Genomic DNA, 26,487 nt, shown 5'->3' with positions numbered 1-26,487 from the left:
TAGAGAGAGGCCATCCCAAAAACCGATTTTATCTTCGGCTTGCTAAGAAGGAGATTAGATCGATATTACTCGATGATAATCATTTTCTTAGTAGCTGTGAAATCATCAGAATCTAACTGGTAGTAAAGAACACCTGAAGCGTTTAAGTTTTGAACAGTAATACTGTTAAATCCTTTAACACCTGTTTCAGTTGTTGTGTACAATACTTTTCCAGTTACATCATATACCTTAAGTGTTGCGTTAGCAGCAGAAGGTAATTCGTATCCGATAACTGTAGCACCTTTGAACGGGTTAGGCTCATTCTGGTAAAGTGCGTAAGAAGCTGCATTATTTTCATTCGTTCTGAATGTTGCATCTACATTACTTACTTCAAGAGAAGCACCTACATAAGCTTCAGCAGCAGTATTCTTAGAAGAAACATTAATCATGTCGCTTAAAGAACCAGCAGTTGTAGCTGTAAATTTAACTGTGAATAATACTTCGTTAGCGTCAACAGTTGCTCCTCTTACATTGTCGTAAGAAGTTGTGATAACACCTTCAGAGATTTTATTCAACCCAAAGTTAGCTTCAGTCACGTTTAATGCGCCTGGTACGATGTCATTGAAAGTTAATCCTTTAGCAAATTCTAAAGTAAACTGGTATCCGTAAACTTCATTGAAGTCTGCAGAAGTAAATTCTAATTCAACTATCTCACCAGCAGCAAAGTCTGCATTATTTAAATCAAATGTTACAGCTTTGTTAGATCTTACAGTAGCGTTAGTATTGCTGCTTAAAGATACATTACTGTTAACATCACCAACTTTAATTGCTACGAAATTCTCAGACATAACATCTGTTTCTAAGCTTTCAATATTGATTACTTCATCAAAAGGGAATGGATTAGATGCATCAGCAAACTGGAAGTCAGCGTCAACAAATCTCCACGCTTCGTTAGAAGGTAGTTTATTCTCGTTGTATAATCCTAAGATTAATTTTCTCAATTGTAATAAATCAGCAACTTTGATACTTCCATCATTGTTGATGTCAGCAGCAATTCTCTTATATGGAGAATCTAAAGATTCAATATTTAAGATGTGCTTCTGAATTAATACTAAATCCAATGTAGATACTCCATTCATGTGGCTATCATCTCTTACTGAAGAGATTTCATAGCTTAAGAAAGCAGGATTGTTATTGAATGCATAGTTTCCGTCAGCGTCAGTATTAGCATACTTAGGGAATTCAGGATTAGCTGCCATTGCTTCAACAACAACATTATCAACAGAATTTCCTTCTTCAGTAGCAACTTTACCACCTACATTAAGTAATGCACCATCAACATCTGGACATCCACCTAAGTTATCTTGTAATCTAAAGCTTGCAGTACAGTAATCGAAATTACCAGCCTCATCTTCAACATACAATCTAACATCGATAGTAGCTGCAACTCCGTTTGCGATATACTCACAACCAAATTCCCAACCATAAACTGTTTCACCATCTGTTACATTAGTTACAGTTACTTTTGATTTCTCAAGATTCGCTCTTGGGTTATCAGTTTCATCTACAACATCTTGCTCAGGTAAAATAGTTACTGTTACATCAGTACATGCATCAAAAGAACCTCTATCAAAATCAGAAGCCCACATTGTAACTGATCCATTTCCTAACATTACAGCAGAAGCTAATCCGTCATAACAGTAAGGAGTAGGAGCTTTTTCATCTTTGATTTCTAATCCGAAAGGACAATCTTTAGAAGAAATGTTACCACATCCGTCAGAAACAATCCAAGTAATTATGTGATTTCCTTCTGGGAAAGAAGTTAAACCTAAATCAGCAGGAGTCACTGAAGAACCTTCACCTTGTGCATCGATGTCACCATCTGCATCAACATCAAGTCTCCAAGACCATCCAAAAAACTGAGAATCAGTAGTACAAGCATCAGTTGCTGTTGCAGTTAATGCACCAGTTAATGTTTCACCACATCCAACTACAGCTCCGTCACCACATTCGATGATTGGACCTTCTGTGTCAAATAAGTCATATTCTACATATAATTCAAAGTATCCGTTTTCAGCAACGAAAGGATTAACCTCCCATGTCTTAGGATCTGTAGATGGTTTGTGTAAGTAATTTTCTTGGAATACACACTGGTCAATAATTTCCCAATGAGCTAAGATTTTCTTACATCCTCCACCATTAAAGTTAAATGTATCTAAAGAAAGATTAATTCCTACTTCTGAACAAAGGTTATCAATATTTACAACAGGAGGAGTAATAGTTACACCGTCACAGTTATCGATAGTGATTGCGCCAAAGTTCTGAGTTTCAACGAAAGTTCCGTCTTCAGTATCATCAATTTGATCGTAGTTTGTATCACACCAGTGGTAACCAATAGAGTTATCAGGATTAACTACAGTCGCTTCTGGAGAACCAGCTGGGAAAGTAATATCATCACATGATAAGATGTTCTCATCTAAAACAACAACATCAATAGTCTGAGTACAAGTAGCAGTTTTACCATTAACAGTGTTTGTTACAACAACTGTTCTTTCGATTTCACCGTCTCCACATACTTCACCACCTGTTAATTGAACAGATTGCTCAACATTACAAGTAGCAGCTCCGATTGACTCACCAAATAATGCATTTACTTTAGCAACGTCAGCTTCAGATAAAGGACCTGCGTCAACTAAATCTTGAATAGCTACTAAATCAATACAATTAATAGAAGTATTAGCAGGTACTGCACATGCTGGTGGCAATTTATCTTGAACGATAACTTCTACCATTGCAGTATTACAGTAATCTCCAGTATTTCCTATCTCTCCATCCATGTTTGCATCATCACAAACTCTGAATACAACCATTACTGGTATTTGATCTCCGTTTTCGTCAAACTGAACATCTTCACAACAGAAATGTACATAATCAAACCATAGTCCTGTTGCTCCTGTTTCAGAGTCATCAGTTCCATCTTCGTTTTCTAAATCATCATCATCACCTGGAATAACTCCTTCTCCTGGAAGGTCTCCAGAACAAGCAGAACCCATTCTTTGTACTGACATTGCAATCGGTCCACAACCATCGTGTGATCCATCATCAAATGTACTAGCATAAATTTTTGCTAATCCACCTTCATTATACTGAGATAAAGAAACTACAGTATGTGCATCTGCTACAACAACTGGAGGAACCATATCCGCTACAGTTACTAAGAAAGTATCAATAGAAGTGTTTCCACAACAGTCAGAGTAATTTACATATACTTCAACTTCTTCTCCTGGCATTGTTTTAGCAACAGAAGGTAAGATTAAAACGTTTCCTACGATTGTTCCTTCAGAAGAACCATAAGAAGCAGTAATTGCTGAAGAAGCTGAACAGTTATCAGTTGCAGCTGCTGCAGGTAATGTATAAGTAGCACCACAACCCCAAAGGTCTGTACTAATAGTTACATCAGGTAACTCAGTTGCTACTGGAGCAATTGTATCTGCTACCTTAATAATTTGATTGTATTCTAAGATATCACCTGAACACCAGTCTAAAATAGTCCACTCTCTTACTACTTTGAAAGAAGGATTATTTTGTAAACATGGTTCACCTGCATCATAGCAAATTTCGATTCTTAAATCTTCGAATTCTGCATTGATCGTTCCACACTCAAATCCACCAGGTCTTCCAGTATATAACAATTCTGGGTTAGACGCACTTGGATCCGGTGAAGGATGACCATTAGCTAATAAGTTATAAAGAGCTAAATCACTACACTGGATCATTCCACTGTCAACAACAGTATATGCAACTCCATTAATAGTAACTTCAGGTCTAACTACACCATCTCTATCACCTAAACCATCATAAAATGGAGGTAAAGAAAGATCAGCAAGATCTTCAGGATTCAATGTTACTGATTGAGAACAAGTAGCAACATTTCCTTTTCTGTCAGTTACTCTATAAGTTCTTGTAATAACATCCATTACACACATTTCATTAACTCTTGCATCTGAAGAATCAATAGAAATAGTTGTACATTCAATGATAGAAGCTACCATTCCTCCTACTGTAGGAGTAATAAAGATAGTACCATCATCAACATAATCATCACAGTCGATAGTTACATCCGGCGCACAAACGATTGCTGGCGGAGCTTTGTCCTCCAATGCAAATACACCCCAACAAGAATTTGTAGGAGCATCAACTGTACCTTGGATTAAACTGTATGTGATATCCATTACCATACCACTTGCCTGAAATGCAGGAATTAATGTCACATCGATATTAACAGTTGCAGTTCCATTTCCAGTCAAAGCAGCTGCAGGAAGTCCATCTATATAGACAACATCAGCGTTAAGACCGAAAGTCGCAACGTTTACATCAACAGAACACAGTGCTGGATCTGGTGAAATATTCACGCTTCCTACACAGGAAGGTGCCGCTTGTCCGCTCAGGTTAACAGAGAAGAACAAACTTAAGAATAAGAACAAAGAGCTAGCAACATTTACGCCACGCATCTTAGTCCTCTTCAAATGAAAGAAGGTAAAATTCGCCTTATTCATGAGATTGAGTTTTGGTTATTAAATATATTTTAATTCAAAAAAAAGTTAGCCTTATTTAACTTAAGACAAAAAAATTTGGAATTACCCTAGTAAAACTTGTGTAAGTACTATCTACCTTTCGTCAAAAATAAATAGCCTTTAAAATAATTGTAGTTTTCGTTGTCTTATTATAAATAGAATACTTAGGAACACTTTTGCCCCAGCACTCACAAACACAAAGATACATTTTCGATCTTGTGATTTAATACCAACATTTTGGTATTTTTCATATTATAGAAATGTTTCATATCTAAGTAATCTAAATACTAATCCATTACAATATCTATTGTTTCTTATTTATTCATTATTTCTTCTTGATTCAACCTGCTTATGTTAAATCCTAGCGTTATTTCATGCATTCCATTATGATAAGCCTGTGACTCCTCTAGTGATACATTATATGAATAGAACACTTTAAAGTTATTCACCTGTGTGCCTAGCAAAAAGCCAAAGCGGTCATAACCCAGTGCATAAGATAATCCTCCTATTAATTGCTCTTCCATAAATCCAAATTTTAGATTCACATCTGCATGGAATGGTACACCTCTCAATTGCTTAATAAAAAGGGACGGCTCTATATAAAAGTCATAATTTGGAACATCATACTGATAACCTAAGTGAAGGATATAATTAATTGTACGTGCTGATTCTCCACCATTATCATCTAATCTTGCCCTAACTAAACCAGGTAACACTAATCCAAATTTTATATTATCATTAAAAGTCCCATATGTTGCAACAGCTACATCAAAGAATCTTGCTCCAGCTAAACGATCCTTTATCAATGGATCATCATAGCTTACTAATGGAGAAGTTAAAGCTGGACCAGATAATCCAAACTGTAAATATTCTGTAGCTATCCCAAAACTGATTTCATAATTTTCCGCTGGAATTTTATACGCAAACGACAACTGTCCTTTAATCGTCTCCTCTGCAGCAAATCCATCTCTAAATAAGATTCCACCTAATGAAAGTCGATTTGCAATCGGACCATCATACGAAAGTGTAAGTGCTTTAGGCCCATTATCGAAGCCCGCCCACTTATTATTGTAATTAAGTACTATGCCATGATCACCGCTAAAACCAGTCGCTGCTGGATTCACTAGCACAGGATTCACAAAGTGGTGAGTATATACACTTCTCTCTTGCGCATTCCCATTCAGGAACATACCCATTATTAATACTAAAGCTATTATTATTCTGTTCATGTTATTGCTTTGAAAGTTAAGGATTTTATTCCAGTTAAAACTGATCTCTTATAATACTTACTGTTCCTTTCTTAATTTCTTTAGAGCCATCTCCATTAGTGATTTCTAATATCCATAGATATCCACCATCTGGTAATTCATCTCCATTACTATTGGTTCCTAACCAAGTATTATCATAACTATCTTGTGAAAAAACCGTTTTCCCCCATCTATCGAATACGAGTAACTTATTAGCAAAGTCATCAGAACACATAATGATAAATTCATCATTATTTCCATCTCCATTTGGCGTTATAATTGTTCTAGAAGTAAAACATTCACCCCCATCACATATAATCTGTATATTTTCTCTAGCTGCTGTACATCCCCTTGCATCAGTTACCAGAACATTATACTTACCATCTCCAAGATTTGATAGTCTCTTTCCTGTACCCGTAACATTCCAAGTAAAAGTATATTCAGGTGTACCTCCTAGTGCTTCTACTTCTATAAATCCATCTTGATTACCAGAAGTACAGTTCATTTTATTTTGAATTTCAATGGTAAGTGGATCTGGATCACCTACCGTTATCGGATAAGTAATACTTTCTCCACTATCATCAGTGATTTCAAATGTATAGTCTCCAGGACATAAGCCTGTTACTGGGAATGTAATACCTGAATCATTTAGTTTATAAGTATATCCACCAGAACCTCCACTGACTGTTCCTTCTATTACACCATCACAAACTCCATTACATGAGGCATCAAATTCACCTGTTCTAACAAAGTTTATTGTATTCGAATTAACTTGAATAGGATCAGAAGTTACGCTACAGTTGTTTTCATCAGTAACCATTACCGTATAAGTTGCTGAAGCTAGCCCGCTAATATCCTCTGTTAACTGACCTCCTGACCAAACATATGAGTAAGGTCCAACTCCACCTGTTACTGTTATATCAATTGCACCGTTATCTCCATCGGAAGCCGTAGTCATACTTGATATCATTATTTCAGCTGGCTGACCTACAGTAACCGATCCTGTCCCTGTTAATGCAGGATTTGAAGAATCTGTTATGGTATAATTATAGTCACCAGCGGCAAGACCACTTATATCTTCTGTTGTGTAATCACCGGATGGACCTGACCACGTAATCGTGTAAGGACCAGTTCCCCCGCAAAAATCTATATCGATTGCTCCATCATCATCACCGAAACATCTATTATCTGTCACCTCTACATTACATGCTCCTGGACCATTAGCATTAATGGTAAAACACGTCTCAGCAACACAACCATTAGCATCCGTTGCAGTTACACAGTATTCACCTGCGCATAACTCTGTTCGAATAGCACCTGTAGAAGCATTTTCCCACAAGAAAGTATACGGACCAGTTCCTCCTATCATTTCCAGATTAATACTTCCATCACACGACTCATCTTCATCAGACTTAGAACCTCCGAAAACAATTGTTCCTGGATCTTCTAGTGTAAATGTTCTTGTTTCTTGGCAACTTGCACCATCATCTATTTCTAAGGTATAAGTTCCTGCTGCAACATTTTCAAGATCACAAGAGCTGCTTTCTTGAATAACTGTTCCTGCACTATTTTTCCATATACAGTTATAAGTTACTCCTGGGCTCCCCACATTCACAAGTATATTTCCGTCTGCTTCACCTGGACAGCTTGGTTTCTCTAATGAGCGAATAGCTATGCTACATCCATCACAATCGATCTTCACAGATCCTGATGTTCTGCTAACAGGTACTAAATCATTCGAAGAATTACTCACTTCGATTGCGAAAAACGGATCACTTGTAAAATCGATAGATGATGTTGCGTCGCAATCTCCTTTTGCTTCTAAGCAAACCTCAAAAATTACTGTACCATCTGCAACTGTTGCACTAGAAGCATTACTCCATGATATTCTTATTCTATCATCATCTTTCAATGTTAAGTTATCATCAGATAACTGATCAAGGTTAAGTGATTTCACTTCTGTAAACAGTAGTTGAGTTGGATCCCATTTCACTACAAACTGCATCGTCTGAATGCTATTAAAATTGGCAACTGAAATAGGTACACAACCAGTCTCACCCATATTAATATTAATATCATCTGCGATTAACATAAAATCATTAGGATTTCCCATTCCTTCTATCGTAAATGATCCTTGGTTAACTTCATATGGAACCGCATTTTCATCTGAGTTTGTAAATTCAATTTCAGAAGTTGCTGGATCAACAATCTCTACATCACTTACATCTCCACCACTTCCTATAGCATCAAAGCACAATTCCAATAATGTTCCTTCTAAAGTTACTGGATTCATTACTGAATTATCAAACCATAATACATTTACTTCTCCTGCTTCCGAATTATTATCTGCTATATTTCCTGAAGAAAAATCAGGTAAATTTGCATTTTGAAAGCCTGTATATTTTATTATAGATGGGTCGAATTTCACACCAAAAACAACTCCTTGAATATCTATAAAATTACTTACTGTAATCGGTACACATTTATTATCTCCTGAATTAGCTGTTACATCGTCTACTGTAATAACTAGATCATCACCTCCGCTATTACATCCTGTGCCATTAATAGAAGCTTCTCCATTTTCAGGTGTCGCTCCCACATTATTCGTATTACTATCAGAAAATTCAATTACCGTAGGCGTATTCGATAATTTCACATCGGAAACATCACAAGCACTACCAATAGCATTCAACCTTAATGTGAACATTCTTGTATTATCAGCTAATGTTTCTGGTTGGGTATTCGTTTTACTCCAAGAAACAGTAATAACTCCTGCATCTCCACCACTTGCTGGTGTGCCTATTCCTCCTGCCGTAAATTGATCTAAATCAGTTGTAACATTTACAATAGAATTAAACGAAAACTTTGTTTCATCCCAGTCGATAGAATATTGAAAAGCAATAATATCGGAAAAGTTATCAAACGTAACATCCATGTCAACTGTTCCTCCTACGTCTGTTGCATCGTCACTAATCTTAACGACGACCTGAGCAGTAGAAACTTGAATTATTGCGAATAGTCCAAGTAAAAATAGAGCGCATTTCTTTACCATGTTATAGGGACTTTTTGTGATTTGCATATTAATTTTTTAATTGTAAAATACGGACACAAAGATAGAAATAGTTTTATCATAAACTCATTTCTAAGATTTTCCAGACTCGTATTTCATGTATATTAAAACCAATATTCGTGCCACTTGAATTCAAGTAGGCTAATATTAGCAATTATCCTAATACAATACTTATGCCAAGTTGTTATCTATGGCGAACCTAACTAGCGAAACTGTATTGTGTACTCCTAATTTTCTCATGATATTTTTTTTATGTACTCCTACTGTTTGCTCGCTAATAAATAATAGTTCTCCAATTTCAATATTTGATTTTGCCAAAACTATTTGTTCTAGCACCTCTTTTTCTCTCTTGGTCAATTTTTGTTTAATCTGATAATGATCACCAAAAAGGTTCTGTCTTACCTCAGATTTAGGTTTATGTCCTATTTTAGGGGTAAGTCTTAAACCTTCTGTCATAAAGGTCTTCCCTTTTAGTACTTCACTTATTCCCTTTTCCACTTCTTCAAGTGTTGTATTTTTCAAGAAATAAGCATCGATACCACTTTGAAACGATTCTCTTACAACCTTCGTATTATCAAACGTCGATAATATTGCAATTTTCGTATCTTTTCTTAACCTCCTAATCTTCCTAATCTGCTTTTGTTCTTCCAGTAGCTTCATATCTAACTCCAAAAAAAGCAGATCAACTTTTGCACTTTGGTCTTTTTTCAAAAGGTCATCAAAGCTTAGACTAAGAAAGTTAAACTTATGTTGCTCCATGTTATTCAGTAATAATTTAAATCCTTCGGTAAAGAGATTTTGACTGTCTATTATTACTGTATTTAACATAAAGAAAAGTAAGATTTCGTGATTCCTAAATATACACCAGACTTTGATTAAGCATAGGCTAAAACATTAGATGCAAATTAGATGCCAGCTATTTACAAAACCATGATAAGTAAACATTCAATAGTTTTATATTTGCTAAAATATGGGCAAATACATAAGTTATATCACATTTAGAATCTTCCTTTTCATTTTTAAACTACTTCCTTTCTGGGTAGTATACAAAATCGCTGATTTACTTTACTTTCTATTATTCAGAGTTACTGGATATAGAAAAAAAGTTATCGTTACAAACTTAAAAAATTCTTTTCCTGATAAGTCCGATGCAGACATTAATTTGATTGCCAAATCCGCATATAAAAACCTAGCGGACATTATGGTGGAAGGGATTAAAGGTGCTTCTATGAATAAAAAGCAAATCATGGATCGTTACAGATTTATGAATCCTGAATTATTAGATGGCTGCTTTGAATCTGAGCAATCAGTTATTCTTGTGGCTGGGCATTACAACAACTGGGAATGGGCTGCATTATCACCACCCTACTTCATAAAACATCACACTGTTGCGCTCTATAAAAAGTTACATAATAAATACTTAGAAGATTATATGAAAAGAACCAGGTCCCATACTGGTGAATCGCTTTACGAATTAAAAGAGACGCAATTGGCTTTTGATAAGCATGTTCATGCAAATCCACCAGCTTTATTTCTCCTTGCTGCTGACCAAAGTCCGTCTAATACCGCGTCTGGTTATTGGATTGATTTTCTCAATCAAAAAACTCCTTGTCTTCATGGACCTGAGAAATATGCTAGACTATACAACATGCCCATTGTCTATTGCTGTCCTATTCGTAAAGGCCGGGGCAAATATGAATTAGTATTAGAATGGCTCGTTACAGATCCGAATGAATTTGGTGATGGCCAAATTACGCTCGCATTTATGCACCGTCTAGAAAAGGATATTCTAGAAAATCCAGGGAGCTGGCTATGGAGTCATAAGCGATGGAAACATCAATATAATGGGGAGGAAGTAGTAGATAATATCTAGTAAAACTCTTGGTTTCACATGAAGAACCTGCCAGATTACCAGCGGAACTTGTCCGATTACCAGGGGATGCTATGAATATTTTTTAATGTTGAATGGTCTGCTGCATAAAAGATGCCCGCAAATCACACAGATTAACGCAAATTTAAAACATAAAATCAAGTACATTTCCTGCTTTCACAAAAAGCCTAATCTCAGAAATATAGGGACAGCTTAGATGGAATAGCTGAATAGTAAAAAACTCTCGATACCACACATGAATAGCTTGCCCGATTACCAGCGGAACTTGTCCTATTACCAGCGGACACTATGAATGTTTTTTTTAATGTTGAATGGACTGCTGCATAAAAGATGCCCGCAAATCACACAGATTAACGCAGATTTTAAAACATAAAAGTCAAGTACATTTCCTGCTTTCACAAAAAGCCTAATCTCAGAAATATAGGGACAGCTTAGATGGCATAGCTGGATAGTAAAAACTCTCGATACCACATGAATAACTTGCCAGATTACCAGCGGAACTTGTCCGATTACCAGCGGACACTATGAATGTTTTTTTAATGTTGAATGGTCTGCTGCATAAAAAGATGCCCGCAAATCACACAGATTAACGCAGATTTAAAACATAAAGTCACGTTCATTTCCTGCTTTCACAAAAAGCCTAATCTCAGAAATATAGGGACAGCTAAGATGGCATAGCTGGATAGTAAAAAACTCTTGGTTTCACATGAAGAACCTGCCAGATTACCAGCGGACACTATGAATGTTTTTTTAATGTTGAATGGTCTGCTGCATAAAAAGATGCCCGCAAATCACACAGATTAACGCAGATTTAAAACATAAAGTCACGTTCATTTCCTGTTTTCATAAAAATAGCCTAATCTCAGAAATACAGGAACAGCATAGATGGCATAGCTGGATAGTAAAAAACTCTTGGTTTCACATGAAGAACCTGTCCGTTTACCAGCGGATATTATGAATATTTTTTTAATGTTGAATGGTCTGCTGCATAAAAAGATGCCCGCAAATCACACAGATTAACGCAGATTTAAAACATAAAGTCACGTTCATTTCCTGTTTTCATAAAAAAACCTAATCTCAGAAATACAGGAACAGCATAGATGGCATGGCAGGATAGTAAAAAACTCTCGGTACCACATGAATAACTTGCCCGATTACCAGCGGAACTTGTCCGATTACCAGCGGATGCTATGAATATTTTTTGATAGGGTGTGTAAATTAGAGAAAAGTGGACAGTGAAAAAGTGACCCGCAGATTACGCAAATCTCTAAGCTTATGTCTGTAATTCTTTAGATGGAAAACTCTTAAGGATAACGAGAAAATAAATACCTGATAATATTTACTTAATGGCTTTAACGACTGTGAAAATTCCTATGTCATTCTCAAGCTTAAAGTTATAAGCGCCCTTTGGTAAATCATTAAAATAATTTACTGGGATGATATTATCACCTTTTGTGATTTCGACTGTAGCACTTCTGATAAGCCTACCCATATTATCAAATAACTGAAGACTAAGCTCTGAATCTCTTTCAGTATAAACTTTAATGTTAGTTTCTCCATTGATAATAGGATTAGGGAAAATTGCTGCATTTAGTTGCAATCTTTCTAAATCCGGACCATTAGGAATGTTTTCATGCAACATCGCAAGAAAAACATTCTCTTGCATTAGCTCAATATCTGTATTTCTAGATATTACATGATACAACTTCGTATTCGTGATTTGTTCCTTTTCACTATTGGATAACAAAGGATCATTCAGGTAGAAGAAACGATCTCCATCTCTAATCATTCTAAACTGTCTAGCTAGAATCGTAATTCCTAACTCTCCGTAAGTAGCATTATTCTTGTGATCTTCCGCCAACATTCCAACATACGGATCTATATTGTTAATATTTCCGTAAATCTGTTCCATTTTAGCGGTAACAGTTGGATCAGCACAAATATCTGAAAACTGGTTTATCGCTGGCAAACCTAAATCTTGTCTTACCGTGTTGTAATCCGAAATCCCTCTATCTCTGCCTCTATTAATATTAATAGCAGCAATATCCATTCCTCCTTCACCAGGTTCTCCTAATCTGAAGTTCCTAATATCATCGATCATTTTACAATCAGCTTCTTGTTGCAACTGAGTTCCCATCCCCTTAAGGAATGGCTCGATTCCACCTGAAAGCCAAACTGCATCTGGATTGTAATATCCGTCTCTATATGAAAGAGATCCTAATATTTCATCTCCATTATTATTCATTCTAATAACATTAGAATTGATAAATGTGGCTCCCATATCAAATGCAGCAGCAGAGAAAATATTAGAAATCGAAGGATCTATTAATTCATTATAACCTTGATACGGAGGAATACTAATTCCTTGCGCAGGTAACCATTCATTGTATACGATAGACTGTAGAATTCCAGAGGTAATCCTTTTCGCATGTTGATAAATCTCTTCATCATTCCAGTCTGGCCTATTATTCTTTATAATATCACAATTACGATTATGCTCTCTCACAAATAGAGTGTGTAAGCCAATTAGCAATGGCGTCTTATTTGCTCTTGTATCTCCAGCAACATAATACTTGACTAATTTATGAGTTTCATCTTTCATGAATGGTGCAGAAACATCAACTGGAGAATTAAACTTACCATCTGTCGTATTCCATGGTAATAAATTATTCTCAGAAACTTTCAACTTACCATCAACGTGACTTCTTAACCAGTTAGCTCTTTCCTCATCAACTCCATAAATGGCTGAACCATCTAAAAAAGCTGTATTTTCATTAACATATCTTCTAGGATTTCCTTCCTCAGTGCCAGTACTTTCAGCATATCTGCTTCTAGTCATCAAAATCTTTTCATTCGGAAGGAAAAATTCGTCATCTGCGGGAGGAGTAATATCTAGATTCTCACTAAGATCAGAAGCGTCTGCATTTTTAATCAAGTGAATCTCGTGATCAATAAATAACCCGAAAACCCAATTGTAATCACTAAGCAGTGCCTTATTATTCATGATTTCCTCCTGAGCAAACAATAAATTGCTAATTACTCTAGGATTTTCTCTATCTGGAGCCGATGGCATAGAATAACCATCTGCAAAATCTACCTTTGTTATATTATTTAAAATCGTTCCCGATGCACCTTTACTTGCATTGAGGGTATTATTTCCTGAACCATCTAAAGTCCTTGTATCTTGACTATATCCATATACACTAACAAGTGCAAGAAGTGCACATAGGAAAAATCTAAAAGTTGTATATCTACTGTTCTGCTTCATGAGATAATCAATCAAAGGGCAAAGATAAACATTTAGCTAAATATGTCTACCATTTATATGTTTAATTTTGCACAAAAACCACTGAACATATTACAAATATATGTAATATGTGCTTAATTTATTGAATTCAAATTGCATTTTTTTCATTTTTTTAGAATATGCGAAGTCGGTAATCGTTACTTATAGCACGAATAGAACTTTTCGCAAAGTTACTTTATGAGAATCTTTTTAATCTTTTTTATTGGCCTAAGTACCTACATGTCTGCCTTTGCGCAAGGTGACTTGTCTAATATCAGGTTAAAAAAAATAAACGTAAAAGATTCTCCGATTCCTCTAGACACCTTAAGTGTCGTAAGTGGATCACTGCAATTATTTCAAGGCGACTCATTAATAAATGATCAATTTTTATTTAATATTTTTAATGATAGTCTACATATTAGACCAATAAACCCTGATGATACCACTATCTCAGATAGTATAAATATTATGTATAGGGTTTTTCCTGTTCGCTTTGGAATTCCTTATTCTCATCTAGACAGCACTAAAGTTCTTCCGCGACCAGATGAAATATATATTGGTTATGATTTCAATATTTATGACCAAAAAGACAACGAATTACTATTTTCTAAAGGTCTAGAATATGATGGTAGTTTTTCTAGAGGACTTTCTTTTGGTAATAGCCAAAGCTTGGTACTGAATTCTAGTTTTAATCTACAACTAGGTGGAAAATTGTCAGATGACTTAGAAATTCTAGCTTCCATTTCTGATGCTAACATTCCTATTCAGCCTGAAGGAACGACGCAGCAGCTTCAAGATTTCGATAAAGTATTCATCCAACTAAAAAGAAAAAACACTACCCTCCTCGCCGGTGATTATGAAATAGCGCGTCCTAATTCATACTTTATTAATTATTATAAAAAGCTGCAAGGAGTTTCTGTTATCCAAGAAAATGACTTCGGTAAAAATGGCAGTCTATTCCAAAAAGGAAGTGCAGCGATTTCTAGAGGTAAATTTTCAAGAAACACGCTAAAAGTTGCAGAGGGAAATCAAGGTCCGTATAAGTTAACCGGTAGCGAGGGAGAACGATTTTTAATTATTCTTTCCGGAACTGAAAAGGTTTACTTCGATGGTAAATTGCTAACTAGAGGTGAAGAAAATGATTATGTTATCTTTTACGATAGAGCAGAAATTATTTTCACCACGAATAGACTTGTCACAAAAGATAGTAGGATTATTGTCGAATTCGAATACGCTGATCAGAAATACCTGCGATCTTTATACCAATACAACTCCGCATATAAAAAAGGGAAATTTAATCTCGATTTCAATATGGTTAGTGAACAAGATAGCAAAAGCACTACTGGTAATATTGAACTAGATTCTACTGACCTGTTTCTACTTAGTCAAGCTGGCGACCAAGACGAAACCGCGATTCGGTCAGGAGTTAGGACCAACTTAGATGAATACAGCGCAAATCAAATTTATTATAAAAAAGAATACAATCCTATCCTTGCTGACTCCATTCTTGTTTTCACTAGCAATCCTGACAGTGCGAAATATCAAGCAAGCTTTTCAGATGTTGGTGAAAAGGCAGGATCCTATGCCATAAATACCGCCATAAATGCAAACGGAAGAGTGTATAAATTTGTCGGCCCAGGGCAGGGTAACTATGAACCTTTTATTAGACTTGTAGCTCCTGAACAGAAACAAATGTATGCACTAAAAGGAACCTACTCCTTTAACAAAAATGCTAGAGCTAATATGGAATTAGGAATGTCCTATTTTGATCTGAATAGGTTTTCTGAGATTCAGGATAATGATAATGTTGGCTTAAGTGGCAGAATGGAATTTGTTAATAAAATAGCTTTCGGAAAAAAGAAAAACTGGACCTTTTCTCCACAATTGCTCGTGGAATCCAAGGGAGAGAATTTCAGAGCATTTAATCCTTACAGAAATGCGGAATTTAATAGAGACTGGAATGTGGATCCTGAAGTCTTAACTGGTGAGTTTCTCGGTGATTTCGGATTCAATCTGAAGCAAGTGAAAGATCTTGCTTCTCTGGGGTACACTTATTCTAATTTTTCCCAGTTTGGTTTCTATGAAGGAAACAGGCATAACGTTACTGCCAATGCTAAGAATAGTGGATTCGAAGTGAACTTTAACAACAACTACTTAACATCTACTTCGAAAACAATTAACACAACATTTGCAAGGCCAAAAATCAATATTACTAAGAAATTCTCTAAGCTGGATAACTGGAGCATTGGTTATTATAGAGAGCAAGAAAGGAATGAAATTAGACAACTACAAGTGGATACTCTGAACGCGACCAGCTTCCTATATGACTATTCCAAGTTCTTCATAAAGAGTGATGAAAAAGATAAATTTAGATTCGGTGTAGGCTTTAATCAACGAAACGATTACTCTCCTAAGCCTGGGGAATTCACATTGACCACTACTGCCAATGAATATGAATTAAATGGAAGTTGGAACTTAAAGACTTTCTCCTCTGCGAGCTGGGCATTTACCTTTAGAGATTTAATGATTCGCGATGAAACATTGACTGAAGAAACCAATAACACGGTCTTGCTAGGAAATCTAAATCACATTCTTCGATTCTGGAAAGGCGCATTTAATAGCAGTATCAATTATAAAGTTTCCAGTGGTCAAGAGCCCAAAATAGAATTTGACTTTCGGGAAGTTCTACCTGGAGAAGGAGAGTACATCTGGATCGATGATGGAGACGGTGTTCAACAACGAAATGAATTCCAAATTGCACCGTATAAGGATGAAGCTAACTTCGTTAGAATTAATCTATTCAACAATGAATTTATAAGAACGAATAACTCGGGCTTAACCCAATCCTTGAGAATCGAGCCAAAAATTTTCTTCCGAGCTCAAAAGGAGAAAACTAGGGTTAAAAATTTCATTTCCAGATGGTCTATCATTTCGAATTACCGCTTAGACAATAAGAACAAAGGAAGTAGTAATGTTTTTTCTACAAGCCAATTTACGGATCAAGATACATCCTTGGTTAGCTATAGTTCTTTATACAATGGCATCTTATTTTTCAATAAAGGAAATCCAAAGTTTGACTCGCAAGTAGGAATGCGAAATAACAACAATAAACTTGTGCAAACCCAGGGCTATGAGCAAAGGGGGTTCAAGGAATACTACTGGAGAAATAGAATAGCCATAAGTAGAAATGTGGATTTCATCGTAATCGCAACTTTAGCTCAGCGGTCACTTACCTCCGAAACGTATTCTAATAATGACTTCCTGATAAAAGGTAACCGAGTAGAACCTCAACTTGCTTACCGAATAGGCCAGCAATTCCGTCTGAATGTTGACTACAAGTATGAAAACAAAGAGAATCTGGACGGCTTAGAAGGAGAAGCAGCGCTAATTAACGATCTCAACCTTGGTCTGACTTATTCTCAGAAAAGCGACTCTCGTATTATGGCCGAAATAAAATATGCCGATGTCAATTATAATGGCGTGCCTAATACTTCCTTAGAGTTGAGTATGCTAGACGGCCTTAAGGATGGCCAAAACATATTATGGTCTATAGACTACTCTAAACGAATTCGTAAAAATATAGATGTCAGTATTTCCTATGAAGGCAGAAAGACAGGAGATAAAGACACTGTTCACGTGGGTAGAGCTCAAGTAAAGAGTAGTTTCTAGATGTACATAACAGAGGAATAATCTAAAAATCTACTTATAAAGTTGGAAGACTTTCTAACTTTGTTTCCATTTTTTCGTTAATGAATACAATATCTAGTTCTAAATCATATCCATGAAAATATTTTCTGCAACACTAATTTTTCTATTCATTGTCAATGTTTCTGTAGGACAATCCTATTTCAAACCTATTCTTGAGTCAGATCTAACATTGTCAAATAGGAATCAACGTTCTATTATTCCGAATAAATACAGCGTTGCTCAGTTGGATATCAATGCAATTAAAAACTACCTAACTCAGAATGTTAGCGCAGATGGCGACTATAAAAAGATCACTCTTTTTAATCCAGCTGGTGAAATGGAAGAATATGTTGTGAAGGAGGTTAAGATGATGGAAGACGGAATTGCCGCTAGATATCCTAACATAAGAACATATAAAGGTTACAATCCACATAATAAAAGAGCAAAAATAAATTTAGGTATCAGCAACACCGGTTTCTATGCGACGGTTGCTTCTCCGGGTGCTAGTTATTCGATAGACCGATATGCAGACAAAGAGGATCGCTTTTATATTTCTTATTTCTTGAGTGATTTCGTAGATGAAAATGCCATGAGTTACACTTGTGGGACTTTGGCTTCAGAAATTAAAGAAAGTGAGCTAAGTGTTTCTACGAGAAGTACAGGTGAGAACCTTCCATTAAGAACTTATCGATTCGCTCTGGCATGTACTGGAGAGTTTGGTGCCTTTTATGGGCCTTCGAAAGAAGATGTCCTAGGCGAAATGATGAAATCTGTGAACAGAATGAATCAAGCTTTAGAGAATGATTTCGCAATTCGATTAATCATTGTTGATGAAAATGACCAATTAATCTTTTCAGATGCTGACACAGATCCATACCCTGATGGCAATACAGGTGGAACACTTTTAAGTGAGAACACGAAAGTAATAAGCGATCGAATTGGCTTTGCTAATTTTGATATCGGACATGTATATACGAGAGGATGTGACGATACTGGAGGAATAGCATTTATCAGAAGTGCCTGTTCAGGAAATAAAGGTGGCGGAGTTACTTGTCATTATAGCAATGATATTACTGCAATGGCCATCAGAGTTGCTGCGCATGAAGTCGGCCACCAACTGGGTTCTAATCATACCTTTAACAATTGTAATGGAAATGAAAGTTCTAGTACAGCATACGAGCCAGGCAGTGGAAGCACTATAATGTCTTATGGAGGTTTATGCGGTTCTGAATTGAATGTTGTGGGTGTGGCTGACGATTATTATCATGTGAGTTCCCTCATAGAAATAACCGAATATACGAGAGCATTTTTTGGTAACAATTGTGCTACATTAGTCGAAACAACTAATAATATTCCAGAAGTTAATATTCCTATAGAAGGTGGTTTTTCCATTCCGATCAGTACACCATTTGAATTAACTGGCATTGCAACAGATGATCCTGAAGATGAACTCACCTACAACTGGGAGCAATTCAATCTAGGCCCAAAGGCCACTCCAGGGGAGCCAGTAGATAATAGTCCTTTATTTATTTCTGCGTATCCGAATACTAGCCCTACAAGAGTTTTTCCTAAGATAGAGTCCATAATAACTAATGTTTATGACAAAACGGAAGTGCTCCCAACTTATGACAGAGATCTTAATTTCCAATTCATCGCTAGAGATAACAATACAGAATCTGGTGGTGTTGCTTGGGAAGAAATTGAATTTTATGCAAGTTCTTCAGCAGGACCATTTTTAGTTTCTTTTCCAGATAGTGCCGTCACAGTGCATGCTGGAGAGGAAATAGAGATCACTTGGGAGGTAGCGAATACAGATAATGATATTATTAATTGCCAATCTGTAGATATTTTCTTATCGACCGACGGTGGATTCACCTATGATTATCCGATCCTCACAGGAACTCCTAATGATGGAATAGAGAAAATATTTGTTCCTAACGTTGTCACCACACAGGCACGATTTAAAATAAAAGCAGCTAACAATATCTTTTTTGATATTTCTAACCAGAACATCACGATAGAAGAAGCAGAGAATCCAGGTTTTATCTTTACTTATTCGCCTAGTTATACTAGAAACTGTGTCCCAGATGATATCGTTCTCGATTTCGGTTCAGAAGCTTTATTGGATTTTAGCGAAGACATTTCTTTCAAGGTAACAAGCGGAATTGTAGAAGGTATGGAGGTCAATTTTGACAAGAATGTAATTAATCCCGGAGAATCAAACAGTGCAACTATTAGTTTCTCAGATCCATCTATCAGTGGAATAATAAAACTTGACATAGAAGCGCAGACCACGAGTGATACGGTGAGAAGATCTATAACTTTAGATTTACTTAGTTCAGATTTTTCTGACATCGCTGCAGTTACTCCACTACTTGGGTCTTCAGGAAATGTCGTTTCATCGCAATTCACATGGCTACCTGATTCAGATGCAAGTGAGTATACATTTAAGATTTCAGACAATCCATCATTCCGTGAAGATTTATCAGGATACCTTTATGAATTCTCTACCCAAGATACCTTCCTAAACCTACCTGATATACTATCAAAAAACACTGTTTATTACTGGACAGTAATCGGAGTAAATGAATGCGTAGAATCAGCACCAAGTGAAATATACACTTTTGCTACGGAGTCTGTAAGCTGCTCCACTTACGAATACAACGATGTTCCTTTAGGTATATCTCAATCTGGAGTAATTACCATAGATATGCCGATCGAAGTTATCGGCGAGGGCCAAGTAAAGGACGTAAACATTCAGAAAATAAGAGGTTCGCATTCATGGGTAAGCGAATTAAAAGGAGAGCTAACCAGTCCCGCTGGAACTAAAGTGCTTTTATTTAATAAAAAATGCGGAAACCAATCCGACTTTAATGCCGGATTTGATGACGATGCATTAACAGGAATAACTTGCCCGCTTAATCAAGGTAAGTTTTACCAACCAGAAGAGAAGTTAGATACTTTCATCGGTGAGGATATAGCTGGCAAATGGCTGTTCAGTCTGACCGATACGAAAGTTGGTAACGGTGGGTCCGTCCAAGAATACACTTTAGAGCTTTGTTCTAATGCAGTCCTTGAAAATCCGTACATCGTAAATAATATAGAAATGCCACTTCCTTCCGGTGTGGGCAGACGAATTTCAAGTGACTTTCTATTATCTGAAGATGATAACAACACGAACGATGAACTAGTGTATACTCTAGTTTCATTGCCAGAAAATGGTATGCTTCTGATTAATAATGATACGTTATATGTAGGAAGTCAATTTTCGCAATTAGACATCGATAATCTTTCTTTAAGATATTCTAACAACGGTGAAGGAGATAATGATTACTTTAAATTTACGGTAGAAGATGGCGAAGGTGGCTGGATAGCGCTAACCACATTTGATATCGTGATCGATAACAATACTGTTTTAGGAGTTGATGAAATTAGCCAACTGGCTTTCGATATATTCCCGAATCCGGCCTCTGGTCATTTCAGCATTGTATTTGATGGTATTCAAGATAATCTGAATGTTTCCTTAGTAGATGTAGCAGGTAGAAAAATAAAGCATTCCATTCTTACTAGAAATGATCAATTAGAAGTTAATATCACTGGAATTCAGAAAGGGATTTACTTTGTCGTTGTAGAAAGTGATCAGTATAAAGGCGTTCGAAAAATAGTGGTAGAATAAGATAAGGCATTTGATTTATGTCAATGTTGATTCTTGTAAATATCAAGAACTGATCTTAATAACAGAGCGTATCTAGCGGAAAGTTAGTCTAGAACTATTAAGGTTGCATTACTATTTCAATGCTAAGCCATGCTTGGCATAAAACAGCGTCTGTATTAATCCTCGTGCACCCATAAAAATGAGCATTGCCAGCCAAATATCTTTGATTCCAAAGAAGTATTCCATTCCAAAATAGCTTCCTAGGTAAATTAAGATTGAAATAACCATTGCATTTCTCATAGACTGTGAAGCTGTTAATCCTATAAATATGCCATCCCAGATATAACAAGCAAAAGATACAATCGGAAGCAAAATCACCCAAACTATCATACTCTTGGTTTTTTCTATAACATCCGCTTGATTGCTAAATAAACGAATGATATGATCCCCTAATCCCCAAAAAACTATTGTAAATAAGATCGCAAAGCCCAGTCCCCATGAGAACAAATACCGAATCGACTTTTTGGTATTTCGCTCATCACTAGCTCCATGAAATTTACCAACTAAGCTTTCCGCAGCATAAGCAAAACCATCTATTGCGTAGCTCATCCAGTTCATAAATTGTAGCAAAATAACATTGGCCGCTAAAAACAATTCTCCTTCTAGAGCAGCCTGACTATATAAGAATGCAAATGCAAAAGTCAAGCAGATCGTTCTTAGAAATATATCTCTATTGATATTTAAGAAGCGACCTATTTTCTCCTTTGCAATAAGTAACTTAAGCGGAATCCGCTCCACATAAATCCGGTACTGCCAAGCAATTATAAAGAGTGCAAGAAAAAATCCGAGATACTGAGCAATCACTGTTCCTAGTGCAACACCTCGAATACCATATCCTTGAATCTTAACCAGATAGTAACTTAGAATTATATTCGTCAAATTAATGACAACCGTTATCAACAAAGGAATCTTGGCATTTTGCATCCCGAAGTACCAACCAAGCAACGCGTATAATCCTAGAGAAGCAGGAGCCGCCCATATTCGAGTAAAGAAATAATCATTTACAAAGGATTGTTGATCAGCAGGGACATTCATTAAGTACGAGGAAGCCTGAGCGATCGGCAACATTAATAGCATGATCAAAGCTGCGATAACAAAAGATAACAATAATGATCGTTGTAGTAATGCAGAAATCTCATGCTGATCTTTTCGTCCATACGCCTGGGCTGTCATTCCTGTCGTCCCCATCCTAAGAAATCCGAAATTCCAGTACACAAAATTGAAGATCATAGAACCTATTCCTACCGCGCCTAATTCTACTGCTGAGAGGTGCCCCATTAGAATTGTATCGACCGAAGAAAGCAATGGTATAGAGATATTACTTATGATATTCGGAATAGCTAGACGTAGAATTTCTTTGTTCATATACTATAAATGCACAATATATCATTGATTAATCACCTTTAATAACTATCTTTCGCCTTTCAAATTTTATTTATTATTGGCAAGTTCAATTTTCAAATTTTTGACAAGTAAGTCTTTTATAAAAAATCTGTTTTTTATAGGCCTGTTTTTTCTGGCTATCTTTTTTTTAGTATTGCTATGGTTACGTATGTACACTAATCATGGACAGAAATTGGTATTACCAAATTATGTAGAAATGTCACTTTCAGAAGCTACATCAGCTGCAGAGGAAGAAAGTTTTCACCTGATTGTGAATGATTCAGTACATATGATTGGAAAACCAGGAGGCATAATCATTGACCAAAATCCTAAACCAGATTCGAAGGTTAAGGAAAATAGGAAGGTGTATGTGACGACGACTAAGTATATCGCTGATCAGATAAAAGTGAGCGCACTACCAAGTCTTTACGGTCGTGATTTCGAGCGAAAAAGCAAAGAACTTTCTTTTATGGATCTAAACGCAGCTGTAAAAGATTACGTTTACGATCCAGGTGAACCCAACCATATCCTAGAAGTTTACTACAAAGGAGAACGAATCATTTCAAGTGAAGGTAGAGATGCAGATATCAATATCGAGAAGGGCGGAACACTTGAGTTTGTACTTAGTAAAAGGTACGGTGGAGAAATGGGTATTCCGAATGTAGAATGTATGGAATACGAATCAGCTTTCTTTTTAATAGAAAACTTAAAGTTGAAAGTAAGTGAGATCATTAATTCCGGAGTCATTACAGACCAGTCTACGGCATATGTAATTGCACAGGACCCAGCATTCACGCCTGACGGACTCATTCAGATCGGAGACGAAATAAAATTAACCATCAGTCAGGAGAAGCCTGCAAATTGTAATTAGAAATGGACATTCAAATAGAAGAGTTAAAAGATAAATTAGATGCGAATGAGGAATTCGTACTTATCGATGTAAGAGAAGATCATGAGAGAGCAGAATTCAATGTCGGCGGCACACATATTCCACTTGGTTCTCTTCCATTAAACATAGAAGATCTCGAAGAATATAAGGATCAAGAAATTGTAGTTTACTGCCGTTCTGGAAACAGAAGTGGTCAAGCCAAAGCTTACATGGAACAATTAGGTTTTAAAAATGTCCGAAACCTGATTGGCGGAATGTTAGAATGGAATAGGAGACTAGGATAGATGGTTTTCAGTAGTGCAATCTTCCTCGTTTATTTTCTACCCGTTGCACTAATATCTTATTGGATTACTCCAAATCGTTTTAAAAATCTCACGGCGCTAATATTTAGCTTGTTTTTCTTTTTCTGGGGAGCTCCGCAATTCACACCAATACTTATAGTTAGTATCATTGCTGATTTTTACTTGAGTAAAAACATGAGGCAAGATGGCGTAGGAAAAAAGTCTTATCTGCTAATTTCACTCATACTTAATATTGGATTACTCGCTTATTTCAAATATGCGAATTTCTTTATTACCAATCTTGGTTTTACGTGGGAAACCATAGTGTTGCCGCTAGGGATTTCATTTTTCACCTTTCAAAAGATCAGTTACATCGTTGATGTATATCAAGGTAAAAACCCACCCTTCAAGAAAATTCAAGATTTTGCGTTATACATTCTTTTCTTTCCTCAGCTCATTGCAGGACCTATCGTTAGATATGGAGAAATAAAAACACAGATCGAAAATATAAAAGATCGATTCCGTGCTGATCAGATCACGCAAGGGTTCTATCGATTTTCAGTAGGACTTACTAAGAAAGTTTTTATTGCCGACCAAATTGCCGAAGTCGCAGATCGTGTGTTTCGGATCGATCCAGAAATGTTAACCATGGGACAAGCATGGCTTGGTGCAATAGCATATGCTTTTCAGATCTACTTTGATTTTTCAGGATATACAGATATGGCATTAGGGATCGGGTTAATGATGGGTTTCCGCCTACCCGAAAATTTTAATTATCCTTATATCTCTAGAAATTTTACAGAATTCTGGAGGAGATGGCACATGACATTGAGTGCATGGATGAAAGATTATCTATATATTCCACTTGGCGGGAATCAGGTAAACTCAAAACTCAGGTTGTATTTAAACTTGTGGATTGTATTTTTATTATCTGGTTTCTGGCATGGAGCAGAATGGAATTTTATCGTTTGGGGATTGTATAATGGCTTATTTCTAGTCATCGATCGAATTTCCAATCGGAAAATTGGATGGCTACCAACCTTCTTATTTGTACTGATCGGTTGGGTTATTTTCAGAGCTGACTCTATGGGTGCAGCGTTTATTCATATTTATAAGATGTTTGATTTTGAAAGTATTTCTACCTTAATACAAATGCCTCGCTTCTTATATGAAAGACAGTTGAGTGTACTATTATTTGCAGCTATGCTAAGTTTTCTGCCTTCTTCGAAAAAAGTACGAATATTAGTTTCAAAAGCAGAATTAACTTTGAAGAAATTTTCGGTGGTTCAGACACTCCTTGCCATACTGTTTTTTGCTTTCAGCTTATCCATCGTCCTTTCATCAGATTTGCAATCATTTATATACTTTAGATTCTAATCGTATGAAAGCTCTCCAAGTCATATTAATTATTCTTACGCTTTTAGTAAGTATCATCCTGCAGCTTATTCCTAACTTAGAAGTTGCGCCACTGAAAGGTTTCATTCCAGTAGAAGCTAAGCCTACTTTAACGAAGAAGGCCTTATTTGATTTCACGTTTCAAGACCAGTCCGAGAAATTCCTCAAGCAGAATATTCGATGGACACCATCGGCTGTAAGATTCCACAATCAATTGAAGTACGATATTTATGGCGAATTAAGGCCAGGCATGATCGAAGGTAAAGATGGTTACTTATTTGAATCAGGTTACATTGAATCTTACCTAGGTAAAGACTATATTGGCAAAGATTCCATCTGGGCGCAAACGAAAAAGTTAAAAGCAAAAATTGACACACTAGAAAAAAAAGGAACTAAAGTATTGGTTGCATTAGCAATTAATAAAGCCATGATACACCTTGATAAGCTACCAGAAAAGATTCAAAATACACCCCCTGATACTACAAATTATGAATCGTATCTAGAGGCTTTCCAATATTACGACATCCCCTACATTGATCTACATGAATATATTAAAAACTTAGCTCCGGAATTTGATCATCCATTGACCTATAAAAATGGAATACACTGGAGTAAGTTTGGTGGATTACTTGCGGCTGATACCTTAAACAAAAAAATGGGAGCGTTACTAGGCAAGAAGCTAAATAAAGTACATTTCGATTCCATTACAATCACTGATATTCCAGCGAAAGAAGATGTTGACATAGGTGAAAGTCTGAACTTAATACAGCCATTAGCCAAGGAAATGTATCATTATCCAGAATATTCGTTGCGAGCAGATTCGACTTTATATAAACCTAAAGTTCTGATGATCGGAGATAGTTTTTGCTGGACACTGTGGGGACAGTGGGTACCGCATGAGTACTGGGATATGAAAAGTAGGTTTTTATATTACAACCGAGAATTATGGGAACTGACCGAAACAGAAGATCATGGAACTTGGGTCAATAGAGCAAAACGAAATGCGTTACTCGATGATGCCGAAGTTGTGCTATTGCTGTATTCTACCTTTAATTTAAATAATCTAGGAACTGGTTTTATCGATGACTAA

General features: G+C 36.2%; 13 protein-coding genes. 7 read left to right on the top strand and 6 right to left on the bottom strand.

Annotated features, from left to right (window positions below; translation table 11 throughout):
- Nucleotides 1-65 precede the first annotated feature (65 nt).
- The 4 genes from L2586_RS02005 to L2586_RS01990 form a co-directional block, all read right to left on the bottom strand.
- Nucleotides 66-4,535: a T9SS type A sorting domain-containing protein gene (locus L2586_RS02005; protein WP_235291090.1), complete on the bottom strand. Its 4,470-nt coding sequence runs from the start codon at nt 4,533-4,535 to the stop codon at nt 66-68.
- 332 nt (nt 4,536-4,867) lie between these two features.
- Nucleotides 4,868-5,782: a PorP/SprF family type IX secretion system membrane protein gene (locus L2586_RS02000; protein WP_235291089.1), complete on the bottom strand. Its 915-nt coding sequence runs from the start codon at nt 5,780-5,782 to the stop codon at nt 4,868-4,870.
- A 34-nt stretch (nt 5,783-5,816) separates the two neighbouring features.
- On the bottom strand, nt 5,817-8,879 hold the full coding sequence (locus tag L2586_RS01995) for a T9SS type B sorting domain-containing protein (RefSeq protein WP_235291088.1): 3,063 nt from the start codon (nt 8,877-8,879) through the stop codon (nt 5,817-5,819).
- 162 nt (nt 8,880-9,041) lie between these two features.
- Nucleotides 9,042-9,698 (bottom strand): response regulator transcription factor, encoded by a 657-nt coding sequence (locus L2586_RS01990; RefSeq protein WP_235291087.1) that lies wholly within the window; start codon nt 9,696-9,698, stop codon nt 9,042-9,044.
- Between the two features lie 142 nt (nt 9,699-9,840).
- On the opposite strand from L2586_RS01990, the gene L2586_RS01985 reads away from it, so the two are divergent.
- A complete protein-coding gene (locus L2586_RS01985; RefSeq protein WP_235291086.1) occupies nt 9,841-10,743 on the top strand; it encodes a lysophospholipid acyltransferase family protein in 903 nt (300 codons plus the stop codon).
- Between the two features lie 1,357 nt (nt 10,744-12,100).
- On the opposite strand, the gene L2586_RS01980 is transcribed toward L2586_RS01985, so the two are convergent.
- Entirely contained in the window at nt 12,101-14,029 is a 1,929-nt protein-coding gene (locus L2586_RS01980; RefSeq protein ID WP_235291085.1) for a peroxidase family protein, read from the bottom strand.
- Between the two features lie 216 nt (nt 14,030-14,245).
- Here L2586_RS01980 and L2586_RS01975 point away from each other — a divergent pair, with 216 nt between their 5' ends.
- Together L2586_RS01975 and L2586_RS01970 are read left to right on the top strand one after the other, a co-directional pair.
- Nucleotides 14,246-17,716 carry a hypothetical protein gene (locus tag L2586_RS01975; RefSeq protein WP_235291084.1) on the top strand — a complete coding sequence of 1,157 codons (3,471 nt, stop codon included), beginning with the start codon at nt 14,246-14,248 and terminating at the stop codon, nt 17,714-17,716.
- A gap of 112 nt (nt 17,717-17,828) precedes the next feature.
- The gene (locus L2586_RS01970) at nt 17,829-21,410 is read left to right on the top strand and encodes a reprolysin-like metallopeptidase (RefSeq protein WP_235291083.1); all 3,582 of its coding nucleotides are present in this window, start codon (nt 17,829-17,831) and stop codon (nt 21,408-21,410) included.
- A gap of 111 nt (nt 21,411-21,521) precedes the next feature.
- Here L2586_RS01970 and L2586_RS01965 read toward each other — a convergent pair whose 3' ends face one another.
- Entirely contained in the window at nt 21,522-22,814 is a 1,293-nt protein-coding gene (locus tag L2586_RS01965; protein WP_235291082.1) for an MATE family efflux transporter, read from the bottom strand.
- A 187-nt stretch (nt 22,815-23,001) separates the two neighbouring features.
- Between L2586_RS01965 and L2586_RS01960 the strand changes: the two genes are divergently transcribed.
- From L2586_RS01960 to L2586_RS01945, 4 genes are all read left to right on the top strand, one after another.
- Entirely contained in the window at nt 23,002-23,703 is a 702-nt protein-coding gene (locus L2586_RS01960; RefSeq protein ID WP_262914088.1) for a PASTA domain-containing protein, read from the top strand.
- A 2-nt stretch (nt 23,704-23,705) separates the two neighbouring features.
- The gene (locus tag L2586_RS01955; protein WP_235291080.1) at nt 23,706-24,005 is read left to right on the top strand and encodes a rhodanese-like domain-containing protein; all 300 of its coding nucleotides are present in this window, start codon (nt 23,706-23,708) and stop codon (nt 24,003-24,005) included.
- Nucleotides 24,006-24,113: 108 nt separating this feature from the next.
- Complete coding sequence (locus L2586_RS01950) at nt 24,114-25,379, top strand: MBOAT family O-acyltransferase (protein ID WP_235291079.1); 1,266 nt, start codon at nt 24,114-24,116, stop codon at nt 25,377-25,379.
- Nucleotides 25,380-25,383: 4 nt separating this feature from the next.
- Nucleotides 25,384-26,487, top strand: coding sequence for an alginate O-acetyltransferase AlgX-related protein (locus L2586_RS01945; RefSeq protein ID WP_235291078.1), 1,104 nt, complete (start codon nt 25,384-25,386; stop codon nt 26,485-26,487).

Origin of the sequence: Portibacter lacus (assembly GCF_021533215.1) — a bacterium.
Lineage (GTDB): Bacteria > Bacteroidota > Bacteroidia > Chitinophagales > Saprospiraceae > Portibacter > Portibacter lacus.
Note: the sequence above shows the minus strand (reverse complement) of the source record. Positions and strands in the feature narration are given on the sequence as shown.

What these genes read in the sequence shown, in the direction of transcription:
- L2586_RS02005 (WP_235291090.1), bottom strand. Translation starts at nt 4,535, where the DNA reads ATGAATAAGGCGAATTTTACCTTCTTTCATTTGAAGAGGACTAAGATG.
- L2586_RS02000 (WP_235291089.1), bottom strand. Translation starts at nt 5,782, where the DNA reads ATGAACAGAATAATAATAGCTTTAGTATTAATAATGGGTATGTTCCTG.
- L2586_RS01995 (WP_235291088.1), bottom strand. Translation starts at nt 8,879, where the DNA reads ATGCAAATCACAAAAAGTCCCTATAACATGGTAAAGAAATGCGCTCTA.
- L2586_RS01990 (WP_235291087.1), bottom strand. Translation starts at nt 9,698, where the DNA reads ATGTTAAATACAGTAATAATAGACAGTCAAAATCTCTTTACCGAAGGA.
- L2586_RS01985 (WP_235291086.1), top strand. Translation starts at nt 9,841, where the DNA reads ATGGGCAAATACATAAGTTATATCACATTTAGAATCTTCCTTTTCATT.
- L2586_RS01980 (WP_235291085.1), bottom strand. Translation starts at nt 14,029, where the DNA reads ATGAAGCAGAACAGTAGATATACAACTTTTAGATTTTTCCTATGTGCA.
- L2586_RS01975 (WP_235291084.1), top strand. Translation starts at nt 14,246, where the DNA reads ATGAGAATCTTTTTAATCTTTTTTATTGGCCTAAGTACCTACATGTCT.
- L2586_RS01970 (WP_235291083.1), top strand. Translation starts at nt 17,829, where the DNA reads ATGAAAATATTTTCTGCAACACTAATTTTTCTATTCATTGTCAATGTT.
- L2586_RS01965 (WP_235291082.1), bottom strand. Translation starts at nt 22,814, where the DNA reads ATGAACAAAGAAATTCTACGTCTAGCTATTCCGAATATCATAAGTAAT.
- L2586_RS01960 (WP_262914088.1), top strand. Translation starts at nt 23,002, where the DNA reads ATGTACACTAATCATGGACAGAAATTGGTATTACCAAATTATGTAGAA.
- L2586_RS01955 (WP_235291080.1), top strand. Translation starts at nt 23,706, where the DNA reads ATGGACATTCAAATAGAAGAGTTAAAAGATAAATTAGATGCGAATGAG.
- L2586_RS01945 (WP_235291078.1), top strand. Translation starts at nt 25,384, where the DNA reads ATGAAAGCTCTCCAAGTCATATTAATTATTCTTACGCTTTTAGTAAGT.